This is a genomic window from Haloglycomyces albus DSM 45210, assembly GCF_000527155.1.
In the GTDB taxonomy this organism is placed as follows: Bacteria; Actinomycetota; Actinomycetes; order Mycobacteriales; family Micromonosporaceae; genus Haloglycomyces; species Haloglycomyces albus.
The window spans coordinates 1,547,322-1,564,940 of sequence record NZ_AZUQ01000001.1 but is presented as its reverse complement, the minus strand read 5'-3'; the positions used below and the strand labels follow the sequence as shown (position 1 = coordinate 1,564,940).

Below are 17,619 nucleotides of genomic sequence, written 5' to 3'. Positions count from 1 at the left end.
AGTGATTACTCTCCACATTATACCCATTGATACGAGTAATTTTCATTCACCGACGATGACAATGACCTGACCCATATCCCGAATCGGGCAAACAGTAGACTCCGCCCATGCCTGACGTCGACCCGTCCCATGCCCCACGGGAGCATCGTGCCCCGCTTGGAGTCATCGCGTCCGGCTGACAAACGAGTCTTTGATGCCTAAGCAGAGGAGGAAGGCGAATGGTCACGTTGCTCGCCAACGGCGACGAGAACGCCATCAGCCTGTCACAGTCCAATGTGACATTCATAGTCCTCGCGGCGGTCCTAGCCCTGATAGCACTGGGCTTCGCCGGCGCGTTGGTCAAAAACATACTTCGGGCCGAGACCGGTACCGATTCCATGCGTGACATTGCCACCGCCGTGCAAGAGGGGGCATCGGCATATTTGCGGCGGCAATTCCGAACCTTGGGAATCTTCACCGTCGTCGCAGTGGTCCTGCTGTTCATTCTGCCCGTCGGCGACGCGGGCATGGCCGAACGCGTCGGCCGCAGCGGATTCTTCATCGTCGGAGCACTGTTCAGTGCCTTCATCGGCTGGGCGGGCATGAGCCTGGCGACCAGAGCCAACGTGCGCGTGGCCGCCGCCGCCCGCCAAGGACAGAAGATCGGAGCCATGCAGCTGGCATTCCGCACCGGCGGCGTGGTCGGCTTCCTTACGGTCGGACTGGGACTACTCGGCGCCTGCCTGGTCGTCCTCATTTACGGAGCCAGCTCCCCGATCGTCCTGGAAGGCTTCGGATTTGGCGCGGCCCTACTCGCGATGTTCATGCGTGTCGGCGGAGGAATCTTCACCAAGGCCGCCGACGTCGGTGCCGACCTGGTGGGGAAGGTCGAACAGGGCATTCCCGAAGACGACCCGCGTAACGCCGCCACCATCGCCGACAACGTCGGCGACAACGTCGGAGACTGCGCCGGAATGGCCTCCGACCTCTTCGAATCCTACGCCGTGGTCCTCGTGGCCAGCCTCATCCTGGGACGCACCGCCTTCGGCGAACACGGTCTGGTACTTCCCCTGATCGTCGCCGCCGTCGGCATCATCTGTGCCATCGTCGGAGTCATCATCACCCGCATGCGCGAAAACGACGCCTCGGGACTGACCGCCATCAACCGGGCCTTCTACATTTCCGCACTACTCGGCATCGCCCTGACCGCACTCGCGATCTTCACCTACATCCCCTCCACCTGGGAGGACCTGGGACAAGGAGAACTCGCTCCGGTCGGACCGCAAATACTGGCCCTGGGCGCCGTCATCATCGGTATCGTGCTGGCCGTCGTCATCATGATGCTCACCGGCTACTTCACCGATCCACGTTTCAAGCCCACCAAGGACGTCTCGGCGTCCACCCGCACGGGAGCGGCCACCAACATTCTCAGCGGATTCAGCCTGGGTCTGGAATCGGCCGTCTACACGGGCCTGACCATCGCGGCCGCCGTATTCGGTGCGTTCCTACTGGGAGGCGGAGGCACGGTCAGCCTCTTCGCCGTGGCGCTCGCCGGTTGCGGACTGCTGACCACCGTCGGCGTCATCGTCGCCATGGACACCTTCGGGCCCATCAGCGACAACGCCCAGGGCATCGCCGAGATGAGCGGCGACGTCGACGAAGAGGGCAACCAGACGCTCACCGATCTGGACTCGGTCGGCAATACCACCAAGGCCGTCACCAAGGGAATCGCCATCGCCACTGCGGTACTGGCCGCGACGGCCCTCTTCGGTGCCTACACCGACGAGGTGGCCGGAGCCGGCCTGGCGGGTACGGAATTGATGAGCGCACTGAACGTCGCCTCGCCGGCCAATATCGTCGGCTTCATCGTGGGTGCTTCGGTGGTCTTCCTCTTCTCCGGTCTCGCCATCAACGCCGTAGCCCGGTCGGCCGCCGCGGTCGTCACCGAAGTGCGCGATCAGTTCGCCCGCTTCCCCGGCATCATGACCGGAGACACCCGTCCGCAGTACGGTCGCGTCGTCGACATCTGCACGCGCGACAGCCAGCGTGAACTGGCGACCCCGGGACTCCTGGCGATTCTGGCCCCCATCGCGGTCGGCTTCGGCCTCGGAGCCGGACCGTTGGCGGCGTATCTCGCCGGTGCCATCAGCTGTGGTGTCCTCATGGCGATCATGCTGGCCAACTCCGGTGGCGCTTGGGACAACGCCAAGAAGGACGTCGAGGACGGTCACCACGGCGGCAAGGGCTCCGAGGCCCACTCGGCCGCCGTCATCGGAGACACGGTCGGCGACCCGTTCAAGGACACCGCCGGACCGGCCATCAACCCGCTGTTGAAGGTCATGAACCTCGTCAGCCTGCTGATCGCTCCGGCCGTCGTCGCCTTCACCTTCCACGAGGGGACCGGCACCGAGGATCACAGTGCCGGGCGCTACCTCATCGCCGGTGCGGCCGCACTCATCCTGATCGCCGCGATCGCTTGGTCCAAGCGTCGGACGGTGGTGTTGGAAGACGAGGCGCCCAAAAGCGACGTAGACGACGATTCCGCTCCGGGACAACGAGACACCAAAGCGGGAGAAGACGATACGAAGGTAAGTGCGAGCTCGTAGTTGACCGCTGGGGGCCTCCGGAGCGGCTATGCTTAGGTTCCCGGAGGCCCTTCGACCTATACCACTCATTTATATGAATTGCCTCACCGATGGTGGGGCAATTTGTCATATTTATGGGGATTTTCGGGGTACCTTGGTTCGACGTATGGGTGCAGTCTGCCGCGTTTGTCAACGACATCAATGTCAGGATGCGCTACCGTAACCCACGTACCGGATTAAACGACTTATGTAGAGGTGGACCGTGGCTGAACCCAAACGTCTGGTGATTGTGGAATCCCCGGCGAAGGCGAAGACGATTGGGTCGTATCTTGGTCCCGGATATATTGTCAATTCCTCGCTCGGCCATGTTCGCGATCTTCCGCGCTCGGCCAAGGAAATCCCCGCCAAGTATAAGGACAAGCCGTGGTCGCGCTTGGGCGTCAACGTCGAAGAGAACTTCACCGCCCTCTACATCGTCAATCCCGACCGTAAAGACCACGTCAAACAGTTGAAGGCCGAAATGGCCGAGGCCGACGAACTCTACCTCGCCACTGATGAGGACCGCGAGGGAGAAGCCATCGCCTGGCACCTTCTGGAGACCCTGAAGCCGAAGATTCCCGTCCGGCGCATGGTTTTTCATGAAATCACTCCCAATGCCATCGCCGAGGCGGTGGCCAATCCCCGTGAGCTCAACCAGAATCTCGTCGACGCGCAGGAAGCCCGCCGTATTCTCGATCGGCTGTACGGATACGAGGTCTCCCCGGTGCTGTGGAAGAAGGTCATGCCCCGCCTGTCGGCCGGGCGCGTCCAGTCGGTCGCCACGCGCATCCTGGTGGAACGCGAACGCTCCCGCATGGCTTTCCATGCCGCCGATTACTGGGACATCACCGCGCGGCTGGGTACGTCCGAGGGCGAGACGTTCAAGGCCACTCTCTCCGCCCTGGACGGCACGAAGATCGCCTCGGGCAAAGACTTCGACGCCGCGACCGGTCAGGCCAAAAGCAATGTCGTCGCACTCGACGAGGCCGGTGCCAACGGCTTGGCCGAACGTTTGGCCGACGCGCCGTTCCAGGTGGTGCGCATTGAGAAGAAACCGTACCGTCGCCGCCCCTACGCACCGTTCATTACCTCGACTCTGCAGCAGGACGCCTCACGAAAGCTCCGCCTGTCGTCGGCCCAGACCATGCGAGTGGCCCAGCGGCTGTACGAGAACGGGCACATCACGTATATGCGTACCGACTCGACGAACCTGTCCGAGACGGCCGTACAGGCGGCGCGCCGCCAAGCCGGGCAGATGTTCGGAGAGAAGTTCGTGCCTGCCGAGCCGCGTCGTTATGCGCGTAAGGTGAAGAACGCCCAAGAGGCCCACGAGGCGATTCGCCCGGCGGGTGACCGCTTCGCTCGCCCCGATGAGCTCAAGGCGCAGCTGACACCGGAGGAGTACCGGCTCTACGATTTGATCTGGCGAAGGACCGTCGCCAGCCAGATGACCGATGCGACCGGCAATTCCACCTCGGTTCGTACGCGGGCGACCTCCAGCACCGGAGAGGAAGCCGACTTCACCGCCACCGGTAAAACGGTGACCAACCCCGGATTTCTGAAGGCCTACGCCGATGACGACGACAAGGCCACCGACAACCGATTGCCGGAGTTGACCGAACGCGAGGAGTTGACCGAACGCGGCCTGCTGCCCGTCGGACACACCACGCAGCCTCCCGCCCGATACACCGAGGCGACCTTGGTGAAGTTCCTGGAGGAAAAGGGTATTGGCCGCCCTTCCACCTATGCTTCGATCATGCAGACCATTCAGGACCGTGGCTACGCCTTCAAACGCGGCCAGGCCCTGGTTCCGTCCCTTTTGGCGTTCGCGGTCGTGCGGTTGATGGAGAGGCATTTCCCGCAACTGGTCAACTACGACTTCACCGCCGGTATGGAAAACGAACTGGACGAGGTCGCCGCCGGGCATGCTCAGGCGGTGAAGTTTCTACGTTCGTTCTACTTTGGAGGAGAAGGGACCGACGAGTCGGTCTCGGCCTCCGGCGGGCTGAAAAACCTCGTCGACCAGGAGCTAGGGGAAATCGACGCCCGGGGCGTCAATTCGATCCCGATATACACCGACGACGAAGAACGCCGTATCGTGGCGCGCGTCGGCCGATATGGACCGTATTTGGAACGCGCCAGTGACAGTCAGCGCGAAGCGGGAGAACCCGGGGACCGCGTCTCGATCCCCGCCTCCCTGGCGCCCGACGAGTTGACACGAGAGAAGGTCGAAGAGCTGTACGATCTCGCGTCCGCCGAGGGCGAATTGGGGACCCACCCCGACACCGGTGAGCCCGTGATCGCTAAAACCGGCCGGTACGGCCCCTACGTGACCTGCGGAGAGAAAACCGCGTCGCTGCTGTCGTATCAGAACCTCAAAGACCTGACCTTGGAAAACGCCGTCCAACTGCTGACTCTGCCGCGATTGGTGGGTGTCGACGACGACGGCGAGGAGATACGCACCGGAGCCGGGCCTCACGGTCCGTACGTGGTCAAAAAGCGCGACTACCGTTCGCTGGAGAACGAGGATCAACTGTTCACGCTGACCATGGAACAGGCCAAGAAGTTGCTGGCCGAACCCAAGTCGCGCGGAAGGCGAGCACGGGCCTCCGAACCGTTGAAGGACCTCGGCGCCGATCCGGTGACCGGCAAGGACGTGACGGTCAAGGACGGTCGCTTCGGTCCCTTCGTGACCGACGGCGAAACCAACGCCTCCCTGCGTCGGACCGACACGATCGAGGCGATGACCATCGACCGCGCGGCTGAGCTGCTGTCCGAGCGCCGGGAGAAGATCGCCGCCGGTGGGGGCAAGAAGAAGGCCGCCAAGAAGTCAACGAAGAAATCGGCAAAGAAGACCACCAAGAAAACCGCGAAAAAGGCGGCCAAGAAGACGACGGCTAAGAAGGCAGCGAAGAAAACCGCCAAAAAGACGGCGAAGAAGGCGGTCAAGAAAACCGCCAAGGCGGCGAAGAAGAGCACCAAGAAGGCGAGCTAGACGGCCCTGACGATCCCCGGCCGTTTCGGTGGCACGACTACAACCACCGGAGCGAGGCAATATGTCTTACCTCACTAACAGTCACTGACCGGTAATAAACAGTAGTATCGTGACCACAGGTGAGCGACTGGAGGATCACGTTATGCATTCACATCGCAATGGGTTGAAAACCGCCCTCCTGCTGGGGGTTCTCTCCGCCCTGGTCATAGCCATCGGATACCTGCTCGGCGGCTCTACCGGCGTCGTCATCGCCGCACTCGTCGCCATCGGCATCAACGTCTACACCTACTTCAACAGCGACAAGATCGCGCTGCGCTCCATGCGCGCCAAAGCCGTCAGCGAGGCCCAGGCACCGCAGCTGTACGCCATCGTCCGCGAACTCTCACAACGCGCCGGACAACCGATGCCACGCCTCTACATCGCCCCCACCCGCCAGCCCAACGCCTTCGCCACCGGACGCAACCCCGATCACGCCGCCGTCGCCTGCACCACCGGCATCCTGGAGCTACTCACTCCGGACGAACTGCGCGGCGTCCTCGGCCACGAACTCTCCCACGTCTACAACCGCGATATCCTCATTTCCAGCGTCGCCGGAGCGCTGGCGGGAATCATCACCATGGTCGCCAATATCGCCTGGTTCATCCCCTTTTTCGGGGGAAACGACCGCAACGGCCCCAATCCGCTCGTGCTGATTCTGACCATGCTGCTCGGTCCACTGGCCGCCGGACTGATTCGCATGGCCGTCAGCCGTTCGCGCGAATACCAGGCCGACCAGTCGGGGGCCGACCTCACCGGCGACCCGTTGGCTCTGGCCAGTGCGTTGCAGAAAATCTCGGGCGGGATCGACCGGACTCCGGCTCGTGCCGACAGCCCCGTGGCGAACGAAGCGCACTTGATGATCGAGAACCCGCTGCGTGGCGGCATGTCCGGCCTGTTCTCCACGCACCCGCCCACCGCCGAGCGGATCAAACGTCTTAAGGGTATGGCTCGTGGGATCCACTAGGTCGGCTCCAACCGGAACCGGTGGCTTTACGCGCCGATGTCCTTAATGCCCTTGCGCACGTCGAGCAGATAGATGAGCGAGGCGCACAGAGCGATGATTCCCATGAACGGAATTTGAGTCAGGATCGAGGTGAACACCACCGCCAATGCCAGAATACCCACCCAGGTCCCTTTGCTGAGGGTGCCGATCGCTTCAAAGGCCGCGGCCTTCGCCACCGCACAATGCACAAGCGCGATCAGAGCCAGTAGCGCACTTCCCACATTGAATATCACCCAAAACCAGTTCGTTACCTGCAGCGCGAAAGCGGCGGAGTCGGCCATCTGTTCCATGGGCTCAAGTGTAAACGTTTACCGACGATCCGCGACAGTCACTAAGTAACTTGGACCAGATCGGCCTCTCGTCAACGGCCCGATCTCAAACCGATACGCGCAGAGGACGATAGGCAGGTCGGCGGCCGCCTATTCCGAGCGGTCGCATACGGATGGGAAACCGTCGGTACGGTGTCGCCGACGGCGATCGAATGACAATCGCCGTATTGCCCCAGAGACCAGGGCCGACGGTACTGACTATTTACCGAGTTTACGACGCTGCACGCGGGTATTTCGCAGTTGCTTACGGTGCTTCTTCTTGGACATGCGCTTACGGCGCTTTTTAACGACTGAACCCATCGGTCTTCCTCACAGCTCGTTCGTCGAAGCTTTGAAACGCTGCGCACAGCTTAACCCGCAATGGTGGTTTCCGGAAGGGACTCTCAGCAACGAGGCGAAACCAGCCGACACGCTCAAGGCCGGGGGATATCGCCTCGACAGCGGGCCATAAGACGCCTCCAGCCCACGCGCCCCGATATTGGCAACGCATGGACCGGAGAGCCCGTTGCTAGGTGTCGTTACCGTTCACCGCAGATTCACGAACATTGGCCTCACGAGCCTCCTCATTGCTCTCCACGGTCTTCTTCACCTCATTGATGCTGTTGACAATATATGCCTTCAAAGCATCATGCGGCACTCGATACGATCGCCCTACCCGCATCGCCTGCAGTTCTCCGCTTTTCACCAAGCGATAAACAGTCATTTTAGATACTTGCATAAATCCGGCAATTTCCTGCACGGTGAAAAACTTGACGTCTTCCAGGGCTTCAAGTTCCTGCAGTATCTGATAATGCAGGTAGGAAGTGGGATCTGTCATGAGAGTACGCCGTCCTCCCGGGGGTTGCATCGGTCCTTTTAAGTGGCCGTAAAGCCAACTCTGTCCTTATATTTCACTCCTCCATGACGGACGGCTTCATTGCCGCCGCCACGCAGCCTGTCCGCGAACACCGCAGTGGCATCGCCGCATACGACTCCGGTGGGGTGTGAGTCGAATACGTACAGACCCCCTCATCTGGTAAATGAGATGTAACTCATGTTACGTGAGTCAAGCGGTGTTACCCAAGGGGCACTGGCGACTGTTATCAATTAGTGTTCTAATTGTGATGTAGGCAATTAAACGGGCCGAGCCCCCTAAAGGACCCGGCCCGGAGGCAAGTGTCATAGATTCGGCCGCAGCGTCAACCGCAACTCTGACCGTCAAGGCGATAATCCGAGCCGACGTGCTCGCGCCCCTTCACTCGGTATGAGAACGTCGCGCTCTCCCCGGGCCTCAGTGTCTGGAGACGTTCGCCCGGTTCCGCGCCGGCATCGTTGCCGTGCATCGACAGCGAAGCTCCCCAACTGGAGGCGACCTGTTTGCTTCCCTTCTGTTTCCAGGTCAACTCCCAGTCGCTCACCGCGCTGTCGCCAAGGTTGGTCACTGTGACGCGTGAAGTATCGTTCGATGTCTCCACCGACACCTCACAGGCGTCGACCGTGCCCGAATTTCCGCCTTCTTCGTGCAGGCGAATGAAGGTCACCGAATGCGCTGCGAAGCTGTGATCGAAGGAGTTCCCCAGTCCCGACACCGTGGACTCCTCAGGTTGCAGCACCGGTTCTTCCCCGAGGACGTTGTCGCATTCCGGGGCACACTGCAAGGTCGTAACGGTACCGGTATCGGCAAGATTCGCACCGCTCAACTCGACGGACGTTTCCACCGCGGAGCCGTGTGGATTGACCACCTTGACCACGGTGTCGCCGGTGGCGCTGTCCCTGGTGACCACTTCGTAGAGCGGATCGATCTGCACCTCGTCGGTTACCGAAAACGCCTGGTTTCCGTCGACCCAACCGGTGATCGTCCGCCCGTCAACCTCGAGTTTGAGGTCGTAGGTGCGCCCCTCCTCGATCGTAGTGTCATGGTTGACCAGGGTCTGCTTACCGCCGCCGGTCGCTTTTTCCACCGCCGAAGTGGTGTTGCCCCAGCCGCCGAGGTTCCACCAGTAGTAATCGTCGGAGCCTTCCACCCCGAACATGATGAGGAAGCCTTCCTCACCCTGTTCCTTCGTTGCCTCTACTTCCAGGGTGTAGTTCGACCAGTCGGAGGATCCGGCCACCGAGCGAGCGTCTTCGACAAGGGCTTCCTGCTGGTAGGCACCGTCGACGACCGACCAGTCCCCGGTGGGCTCGCCGCCGGGGCCGGTCACCGTCCACGCGTCGGCGCCGTTCGAAAAGTCGTCGGCGAACATGGTGTCGCCGTTGGGAGACGTCACGCTCACATTGTCGTAGGAAGCGGCGGTATTCCACGTCCCCAGTCCGACGCTCCCCTGAATGTCGTCTACCGTACCGCCTCCGTCGGAGATATCGAGTTGGCTGGAAACGAGCTGGTCGCCGGTGTTATTGGCGAACAATCGCTGCACCTCGTAATTGACCGACGTCTGCGAGCGGTGATTGTCGAACCAGATCATGTCGGGTGCCCAGTCGATGTAGTCGATGTTCGACAGCAACGGGGCGTAGGAGGCCATGTCGACCACGTCGCCGTTGCGTTCCACCCCGGTCAAGTACGACGCCTCCGACAGTCCTGACCACCACGTGTTCGAGTGGGAGGCGTATTCCCCGATGAACACATGCGGGCCCTCGCGATCGTAGGAGTCGTAGCGGTCGTTATTGGCGAAGAACCACTCTGGACTGTTGTAGTAGTGTTCATCGACCACATCGGTTCCCATCTCCCGCATGAGGTCCCAATTGCGGTCGAATACCTCCCCTGAGGATTCGGTACCCGAGTTTCCGATCAGTTCGATGTCGGGGTACGCCTCGCGGATCGCGTCGTGGAACTGCGGGTAGTTCTCCAGGAACTGCTCTTCATATTCCTCGTTTCCCAGCCCCAAGGCTTCCATGCCGAACGGTTCGGGGTGCCCCATTTCGGCGCGTACCGAACCCCACTCGGAATCGGCGGGGCCGTTGGCGAATTCGATCAGGTCCAGGGCGTCGTCGATCCACTTTTGCAGAACGTCGGGATCGGTGATCTCGTACGGATCGCCGCAACCGGTTACCCCTACCGGAACGACCGGGAGCGGCTTGGCCCCCATGTCCTCCGCGAACTGAAAGTACTCGTAGAAGCCCACGCCGTACGACTGGTTGTAACCCCAGAAGTTGTGGTTGGTTTTGCGTTCTTCCACCGGACCGACGGTATCTTTCCAGTTGTATACGCGTTCCCGCGAATCCTCGTCGTAGGAGCCGGTGTTGACGATGCAGCCACCGGGAAAGCGTAGGAAGGAGGGATTGAGGTTGGCCAGGTGCGTGGCGAGGTCGTTGCGCATCCCGTTCTCCCGCCCCATGAACGTCTCTTCGGGGAACAGCGAGACCATGTCGACGTCGACGGCCGCATGTGCGGTCAACGAGAGGCGCCCGGACGTGGTGGTGTCATGAGCATCGAGATCGAGTTCGTATTGACTCCAGCCGGGTTCGGTCAGGTTGACCGACGCGCTGTCGCCCACGGCGTTTCCGTCGGCGTCCCGGAGCGCAACGTCCACCACGTCTCCCCGATTACCCCGAGCCCATACGGAGAAGTCGTAGGACTGTCCCGCTTCCACGAACATCCCGGAATTGAACCCGACGTTGGTGACGGTCGTTCCCGGTGTCAAAGAGAGGTGGGTGGGGTTGTTCGCGTTCAGCCCGTCGCCGGTGGACGGATTGGCCTGACCGGATACCTCCCACGCGGTCAGGGCGTGATAGTCGATGTTGTCGGCTTCGGTGAATTCGAAGGACCGATTCTGCACCAACTCGGCATAGAGGCCTCCGTCGGCGGCATGATTGATGTCCTCATAGAACAGTCCATACAGATCGTCACTGATGGGCGTCGTGTCCGACAGATCGACGTCGATTGTCGCCTCAGTCGTGTTTGCCTGGGCCGTCTCCATCGGTTGCCACGCGACCGACGCCACGGCGGTCGCGGCCAGCACGGCCACGCCCGATCGCACGTATCGTGACATAGACATCACCCTCCTTAAATGTTTGATTCTGTGTAAACATGATGAGTAATGAGGGTAAATATGTCAAGTGAGGAAGATAAACAACATTATCAAACATTTTAATTTCTTCGACACCACGATCGGATCAGACACCCTCCCCCGCACCGCCCCTTCGCAATACGAAAACGGGGCGGCTCGGCGGTGTCATACCGCCGAGCCGCCCCGTTGGCTCAGGACCCCTAGATCATCTCGCGAATGTAGTCGCCGATATCAGACATGAGATCGTCATAGTCGACGTCGAGAATCGACTCGACCTGTATCTTCACGGTCTTGCCTTCACGACCGACCGCCGCGAAGACCTCTTCGAACTGTTCACGATCGAAATTGTCGAGTAGGTATCGTACCCCGAGGTACGCACAGCCGTACTTGGCACTGATCTCTTCGCCGTCATCACTGTCACTGGGAACGATCCCGTTGTCGCACAAACCGTCGTCCACGAAATCCTTCATTCCGTATGAACGCAGGTAGCTGCGCACGTCGGTCTCGCCCTGGTCGATGTATTCGGCGATCCCCTCGATGAACCACCAGGCTTCCGGTTTCGCCCGCACTTCCGGTGCGGCCCACCGAGTCGCCGCATGGGCCAATTCGTGCCGGACGGTGGAACGCAGTTGGCCGTTGTCACGATGGTTGTCGACGCCCATGACCGTGATACTGGCCGAGTTCTTCTGTGTGCCCTCAATGGTTCCCTCGAGAACCGTGGCATAGCCCAGCACTCCACCGTCGTTGTCGTCGATTCCGCCGAACCATTCGTCGAAGGCGTTTTTGTCGGCGAAGAACACCAGGTACTGGTCGGGTTCTTCCCAGACTTCCCACGGATCGGATACAGAGGCGGCACCTTCGGACATGGACAGGTAATTGTCCAGCTCCCCTTCCATGTGGCTGGGGGCGACGGCGAGAGTATTCCGACCCGCGAGCGCGGTCAGGGGTTCGATTTCCCAGGGAAAGGGCCGTGTCCATTCGCTGTCGTCGGCCTCGAACCCGGTCAGTTCGAACCCTTCGTCTTCGCCGAGGTCTTGCCAGGTGGTGTGGTAATCGCCGTCGATGGGCCAGCAGTCTTCCACGGGGGTGCTGAAACATTGGGTGACGGTAACTCGGATCTCGTATTCGTCGTCGGAGCTTCCTTCGCGTGGGCGGCTGACGTCGAAGTCGTAACGGCTGACGCCCATGGTCTGTAGGTTGTCGAAGAGAAGTTCCATCTGTTCGTCGGCCGGCGAGTCCACTGCTCGCATCCAACCCTCGCGGTCGTTGTCGAGGAGGGCTTCCGAGCGATTGCCGAGGTCGTGCTCGATCGTCCCTTCGACGAAGTCGATGACTTCCAGTCGGTCGGCGTCGTCGTCGGGTCTGGGGGGTGGTCCGTCGTCGGCGGTACCGGGTTCGATGTCGCCGGTGGGGGTGGCGAGCATGTCGGTCTGGTCCACCGTTATATAGGCAGCGGTAGATCCCACCACCAGCAGGAGAACCAGCACTGAGATCACGATCGCTGTAGCGCGGCCGGACCGTTGTGGGGTCGGAGGCGGCATGGGTTGGTAGTACTGCGGCGGCGGTGGCCCGGGGTTCGGAGGTGGGGCGTTCGGTGGTATGGCGGTGACGGCGGGTTGAGCCGTCGGTGGCGGTGGTGGTGCCCCTGCGGGAGGTCCCGCCATAGTGGAGCCGTTTTGCGCGACCGGCGGGAGCGCCTGTGCTCCAGCGGGGTCGGTTTGCGGCGGTTGTTCTGATTGCTGTGGCGCGGTATGGCTCGGCGCGGGTTTCTCCTGTCCCGAACCGTCTGAGGCGGGGCCGGGAGCGTCTGAGTCGTTCGGGGGCTGAGTCATATTCACATGGTAAGGGTCGGGCGCGACATGCGGTGTCAGGGGGAAAGGGGGCGTGCCCGGTAGGAGGGTGAAGGTCGTATCGTCCGACCCGACAGGTCAGGGCACCGAGGCCGGTTGGCCTCGGTGCCCTGATATAGCCGGATTCCCCGCCGTGGCGGTCGTTAGCTCTTGGACGCCAGTGAACGGGCGAAGAACATCATGTTGGACGGACGCTCACCCAAGCGTCGCATGAGGTATCCGTACCACTGGTCTCCGTACGGTACGTAGACGCGCATGCGGTATCCCTCATTGGCCAGACGTTCGTGTTCGGTCGGGCGGATGCCGTAGAGCATCTGGAATTCGAAGGAGTCGGGGTCGCGGTCGTACCACCGTGCGCGGTCGATGGCGATTTCGACGAGCCGAGGGTCGTGCGTGGCCAGCATGGGGTAGCCTTCCCCCGCCATGAGGGCGTTGATACAACGCACGTATGAGAGGTCGACGTCGAGTTTGCGCTGGTAGGCGACGGTCTCAGGCTCGTTGTAGGCGCCTTTGCACAGCCGAATGCGGCTGTCTTTGTAGGCGAGCGCTTTGGAGTCGTCTTCCGTACGACGCAGGTAGGTCTGCAGGACGGTGCCGAAGCTGGGGAAGTCTTCCCGCAGTCGCTCGACCGTGGCGATCGTGGAGTCGGTCGTGGTGTGGTCTTCCATGTCCGCGGTGACGGTGGTCCCGGCGTCCGCGGCTACCGAGGCGATCTCGTGAGCACGGGCGAAGGCCGATTCCTCGTCGAACATCTGCCCCAGAGCGGAGAGTTTGACGCTGACTTCGGCCATGTGGGAGAGCCCTTCGGCTTTAAGGGCCTTGAGGAGCCGCACGTACTCGTCGCGGGTGGCGTCGGCCTGTTCCGCGTCGAGGGTGTCTTCTCCCAGGTAGTCGAACGTGGCCAGCAGGTTCTTGGAGGCCAGTTCGCGGGCAACGGCGACTGCTTCGGCGGTGGTTTTACCGGCGACGAAGCGCTTTACGAGAGACCGGCTGATCGGCGCGGCCCCTACGAACTGCTCCATCTTCTTTGATCGAGCAGCGGCAAGAATTACAGAACGCAACATATAAGAAGATTATCTCCAGTGTGAGTGCCTGTCAGGAACGAGGGGGAAGGTCGTGAGCGAGAACATGCGACCAAATCACTATTTTGGCCGTTAATTGTTAAGCCAAATTGCAAATTAACCTTTGTTTTCCCTAGTGCCGCAGGTATTTTTTGGCGAATTTCAAAGATTCATATAGGTCTTCAAGCCGTTCCTCACGCCACTTCGCCTTGCGCGTGGACACCTCCACTGTGACCTGGCCGTCCCATCTCTTATCGGCGAGCTGTTCCAGTATATCCGCGCAGGGCTGCTCGCCGCGACCCGGAACCCGATGTTCATCCACTCCCGGCCCTACTCCGTCACATAGATGCAGGTGACGCAGTCGATCACCCATTCTCTGCGCCATTTCCATCGCGTCCGCGCCACTGGCGGCGCAGTGCGAGAGGTCGAGGGTGTAGGCGTCATATCCCTCAACGGTCGGATCCCAATGCGGTTTGAACGCCCCCAGCTGCCCGGGCCCTACTTTGACGGGGAACATGTTCTCGACGGCGATGGTGATGGCCGGATAGCGCGCCTTCAAGCCTTGGAGGACCGTGGAGAAATTCCGGGCGTAATTGCGCTGCCACGCGAACGGCGGATGAATGACGACCGTGCCGGCACCCAGATCCTGGGCAACGGCCACCGTTTTACGCAGCCGTTTCCAGGGATCACGGCTCCATACTCCCTGAGTCACCAACAGACACGGGGCGTGGACGGCCTTGATCGGGGCACCGTAGTGCTTGGAGAGTCGGGCCGCCGCGGACGGATCCTGACTCACCCGATCGGTGAAAACCATCAGTTCAACCCCGTCGTAGCCCAGTTCCGTCGCCAGCTCGAATCCCACCGCCGTGGGCTCAGGATAAACGGCGGTGGTGGATAGCAGCACGTCAGCCGAATCACTCACCCGTCCAGCATACGCATGTCCACTGGCGGACAATCGACCTCTCGCGACGCCGTTGACGTATCACGCCCGATTGGGGATGCGGTACAGCACAAGTCACCGTCCGACACCCGGATGTTGGTTTGCGTACATTTTTAGTAACCGCGTATGTTGGAGTCGTGACTGATGAGGTGGAACCCACATTTGACCGCGAGTGGATCGAATTTTACGATCCCGCTGATTCCGAGACGGTGGTTCGGGCGAATTTGACGTGGCTGACGTCGCGTTGGAACTGCATATTCGGGCAGGGCTGTCCCGGCATTGACTTCGGTCAACCGGCGGACGGCTGCTGCCTTCATGGGGCGTTCTTCACCGACGAGGACGACGTCGAGCGCGTGCGCCGGGCCGCGCAGAAGTTGACGCCGGAAACCTGGCAGTTGCATCGCGATTGGGACGAGGTACTCGAAGACGACACCCTCGAAAACGAGGACGGCGTCGAGGAACCGGCCGTGAAAACGGCCGTCGTGGACGGCGCGTGCGTTTTCCACAATCGTGCGGGCTTTGAGACCGGACCGGGCTGTGCCCTGCATCAGCAGGCCATGCGCGACGGCGTACACCCGATGGACTACAAGCCCGAAGTGTGCTGGCAGTTGCCCGTCAAACGCGACTTCACCAGCATCGATCGTGCCGACGGTTCGGTCACCCCGGTGACGATCATCGACGAGTTCGACCGAGCCTCCTGGGGGCCGGGAGGACACGACTTCCACTGGTGGTGCACCGACGCCAAGCTGGCGCACAAGGGTGCCAAACGGGTCTATCAGTCCTACGAACCCGAACTGACCGCGATGCTCGGTGCCTCGGCCTACCAACGTCTGGCCGAGATCTGCGACCAGTCGGTCGAGCGCGGCCTACAGGCACCGCACCCCGCGGACCCCGGCGAGTGAGCCGTAATCGACACCTCAGTCGGTAGGCACGTGCCCTAGTTCGGCAAGCGACTCGGTCAACCGACGAATGGTCTCTTCGGGAGCATCGGCGTACGAGGCGGGCAGATTGCCGGTGCGGATGAGATCGGTCAGACCGTGAACGAGCGACCACGCGGCAATCGATCGCACCTGACTGAAGTCGTCGCCGGGCTCAAAACGACTCCGCGCCGCATGCTCGCCGTCCGCCGCACCTCGATCGAGCAGCGCACGTGCCCGATTCCGTGCGGCGATCAATTCCATATCGTCATTGTTCAACAGTTCTGGACGAAACATGGTCTCCATATAGGCGCGATGGGCCAGTCCGAATCGCAGATACGTGGCACCGAGCGTCGCCAGGCTCCCCGTGCGCTCCCACGCTTGGGCGAGTCGGTCGGCGAATGCGGAGTAGCCTTGTGTGGCAACGGCAGTGAGAAGTCCGGCCTTGTTGTGGAAATGGTGAGCCGGGGCGGCGTGCGACACTCCTGCGAGAGTAGCCACTGCTCGGAGACTGACCGCCGCCGTGCCGGTCTCGTCGATGAGTTCGACGGCTGACCGTATGAGTTCCTCGCGCAGACTCCCGTGATGATACCGATCGGACATGCGTTGAATCCTAGCAGAATCTTGACACTGTCAAGCCTCTCCGATAACTTGACAGTGTCAAGATAAATCGCTTTAAGGAACACCCATGCTTGAATTGACACAGGAATCACGCACCATCGCCGGCATCGTCCTGCTGACGGTCGTCACCATTGAGTTCGGAGGCACCTACCTCCTGCGTGTCGCGCGGGGACAAGTTCCTCTGACGGAATTTCAAACGAACTTCCATCGGGCCGGCCATGCTCACGCCGGTGTGCTGGTCACGCTGGGGCTGGTGGGCATCATCCTCGCCGACGCGACCGGACTGGAGGGAATCCTGGGATGGATCGCTCGCGCCGGAGTACCGATATCAGCCATCTTCATACCGGCGGGATTCTTCCTCAGCTCGCTGGGAAAGAACGTCACTCGACCGAACGGTCTGATCGTTCTGCTCTGGATCGGCACCGTCTTCCTCGCGGTGGGAACACTGACGCTGGGCATCGGCCTACTGACCGCCTAGCCGGAACGAAGCCATAGCCCGGACGTCAGGCACCCGACGTTGGAACCGGCCGGGAGCCTGACCGGGAGCTTTTAAGCCTGGTGAATGATCTGAATGAGATTGCCACAGGTATCGTCGAACACCGCAAAGGTCACCCCGGCGATTTCCATGGGCTCCTGCGTGATGCGCACCCCGAGCTCCCTCAGGCGCTCGACCTCGGCGTTCACGTCGTCCACCGCGAACTGGGCAAGCGGAATGCCGTCGTTGACCAAGGCGTCACGGTAAGGGGCCACTGCCGGATGGCCCGACGGCTCCAGCAGCAGCTCCGGCCCATCCGGAACCTCCGGCGAGACCATGGTCAACCACCGTGCCCCGTCTCCCATGGGAACCTCGTTCTTCTTCTTAAAGCCGAGTACCTCCGTATAGAACTTCTCGGCCTTGTCCTGGTCGTCGACGTAGACACTGGTCAACTCGATTCTCATTCGTCGCTCTCCTGTCGGTCGGGATCGAGCCAGCGCCGCGTGATCTGTTCGAGCGGCGCCGTATTCAAATCATGGAACTTATAGCGGCCCTCTCGCCGGCTTTCCACCAAACCCGCCGTTTCCAGCACGGCCATGTGCTGTGAAACGGCCTGACGGGACATGCTGATGCCGTGCTTCATGACCAATCGGGAACAGATTTCGAAAAGCGTCTGCCCCGACCGCTCGGCAAGCTCATCCAAGATCACCCGCCGAGTAGGGTCCGCCAAGGCCTTGAACGGTTCTTCAGCCATGCCTACACCATAGGCAAGTATCGACTTGACTGTCAAGTAGTCCCTT

15 protein-coding genes are annotated in these 17,619 nt (G+C 61.3%); 5 read left to right on the top strand and 10 right to left on the bottom strand.

What is annotated here, in order from left to right:
• The first annotated feature begins 218 nt into the window (after positions 1-218).
• From HALAL_RS0107295 to htpX, 3 genes are all read left to right on the top strand, one after another.
• Positions 219-2,585 (top strand): sodium-translocating pyrophosphatase, encoded by a 2,367-nt coding sequence (locus tag HALAL_RS0107295; protein ID WP_025273374.1) that lies wholly within the window; start codon positions 219-221, stop codon positions 2,583-2,585.
• A gap of 241 nt (positions 2,586-2,826) precedes the next feature.
• Positions 2,827-5,598 carry a type I DNA topoisomerase gene (gene topA / locus HALAL_RS17495; protein WP_025273373.1) on the top strand — a complete coding sequence of 924 codons (2,772 nt, stop codon included), beginning with the start codon at positions 2,827-2,829 and terminating at the stop codon, positions 5,596-5,598.
• A gap of 142 nt (positions 5,599-5,740) precedes the next feature.
• A complete protein-coding gene (gene htpX, locus HALAL_RS0107285) occupies positions 5,741-6,601 on the top strand; it encodes a zinc metalloprotease HtpX (RefSeq protein ID WP_025273372.1) in 861 nt (286 codons plus the stop codon).
• A 26-nt stretch (positions 6,602-6,627) separates the two neighbouring features.
• On the opposite strand, the gene HALAL_RS0107280 is transcribed toward htpX, so the two are convergent.
• The 7 genes from HALAL_RS0107280 to HALAL_RS0107255 form a co-directional block, all read right to left on the bottom strand.
• Positions 6,628-6,930: a DUF2516 family protein gene (locus HALAL_RS0107280; RefSeq protein WP_051462816.1), complete on the bottom strand. Its 303-nt coding sequence runs from the start codon at positions 6,928-6,930 to the stop codon at positions 6,628-6,630.
• A gap of 237 nt (positions 6,931-7,167) precedes the next feature.
• Entirely contained in the window at positions 7,168-7,269 is a 102-nt protein-coding gene (locus HALAL_RS18075) for a 30S ribosomal protein bS22 (protein ID WP_084471901.1), read from the bottom strand.
• Positions 7,270-7,477: 208 nt separating this feature from the next.
• Positions 7,478-7,786, bottom strand: coding sequence for a helix-turn-helix domain-containing protein (locus HALAL_RS0107275; RefSeq protein ID WP_025273370.1), 309 nt, complete (start codon positions 7,784-7,786; stop codon positions 7,478-7,480).
• A 361-nt stretch (positions 7,787-8,147) separates the two neighbouring features.
• Positions 8,148-10,943, bottom strand: a complete 2,796-nt coding sequence (locus HALAL_RS0107270; protein ID WP_025273369.1) for an alpha-L-arabinofuranosidase C-terminal domain-containing protein — start codon at positions 10,941-10,943, stop codon at positions 8,148-8,150.
• A gap of 212 nt (positions 10,944-11,155) precedes the next feature.
• Entirely contained in the window at positions 11,156-12,787 is a 1,632-nt protein-coding gene (locus HALAL_RS0107265) for a hypothetical protein (protein WP_156937656.1), read from the bottom strand.
• A gap of 161 nt (positions 12,788-12,948) precedes the next feature.
• Positions 12,949-13,869 (bottom strand): proline dehydrogenase family protein, encoded by a 921-nt coding sequence (locus HALAL_RS0107260; protein WP_025273367.1) that lies wholly within the window; start codon positions 13,867-13,869, stop codon positions 12,949-12,951.
• A gap of 130 nt (positions 13,870-13,999) precedes the next feature.
• On the bottom strand, positions 14,000-14,788 hold the full coding sequence (locus tag HALAL_RS0107255) for a sugar phosphate isomerase/epimerase family protein (RefSeq protein ID WP_035534425.1): 789 nt from the start codon (positions 14,786-14,788) through the stop codon (positions 14,000-14,002).
• 155 nt (positions 14,789-14,943) lie between these two features.
• Here HALAL_RS0107255 and HALAL_RS0107250 point away from each other — a divergent pair, with 155 nt between their 5' ends.
• A complete protein-coding gene (locus tag HALAL_RS0107250) occupies positions 14,944-15,708 on the top strand; it encodes a DUF3109 family protein (protein WP_025273365.1) in 765 nt (254 codons plus the stop codon).
• A gap of 15 nt (positions 15,709-15,723) precedes the next feature.
• On the opposite strand, the gene HALAL_RS0107245 is transcribed toward HALAL_RS0107250, so the two are convergent.
• On the bottom strand, positions 15,724-16,326 hold the full coding sequence (locus tag HALAL_RS0107245) for a TetR/AcrR family transcriptional regulator (protein ID WP_025273364.1): 603 nt from the start codon (positions 16,324-16,326) through the stop codon (positions 15,724-15,726).
• Between the two features lie 85 nt (positions 16,327-16,411).
• Here HALAL_RS0107245 and HALAL_RS0107240 point away from each other — a divergent pair, with 85 nt between their 5' ends.
• The gene (locus HALAL_RS0107240; protein WP_025273363.1) at positions 16,412-16,822 is read left to right on the top strand and encodes a hypothetical protein; all 411 of its coding nucleotides are present in this window, start codon (positions 16,412-16,414) and stop codon (positions 16,820-16,822) included.
• A gap of 71 nt (positions 16,823-16,893) precedes the next feature.
• On the opposite strand, the gene HALAL_RS0107235 is transcribed toward HALAL_RS0107240, so the two are convergent.
• Positions 16,894-17,283: a VOC family protein gene (locus HALAL_RS0107235; RefSeq protein WP_025273362.1), complete on the bottom strand. Its 390-nt coding sequence runs from the start codon at positions 17,281-17,283 to the stop codon at positions 16,894-16,896.
• Positions 17,280-17,573 (bottom strand): ArsR/SmtB family transcription factor, encoded by a 294-nt coding sequence (locus HALAL_RS0107230; protein WP_025273361.1) that lies wholly within the window; start codon positions 17,571-17,573, stop codon positions 17,280-17,282. Before HALAL_RS0107230 ends, HALAL_RS0107235 begins: the two co-directional genes overlap by 4 nt.
• Positions 17,574-17,619 lie beyond the last annotated feature (46 nt).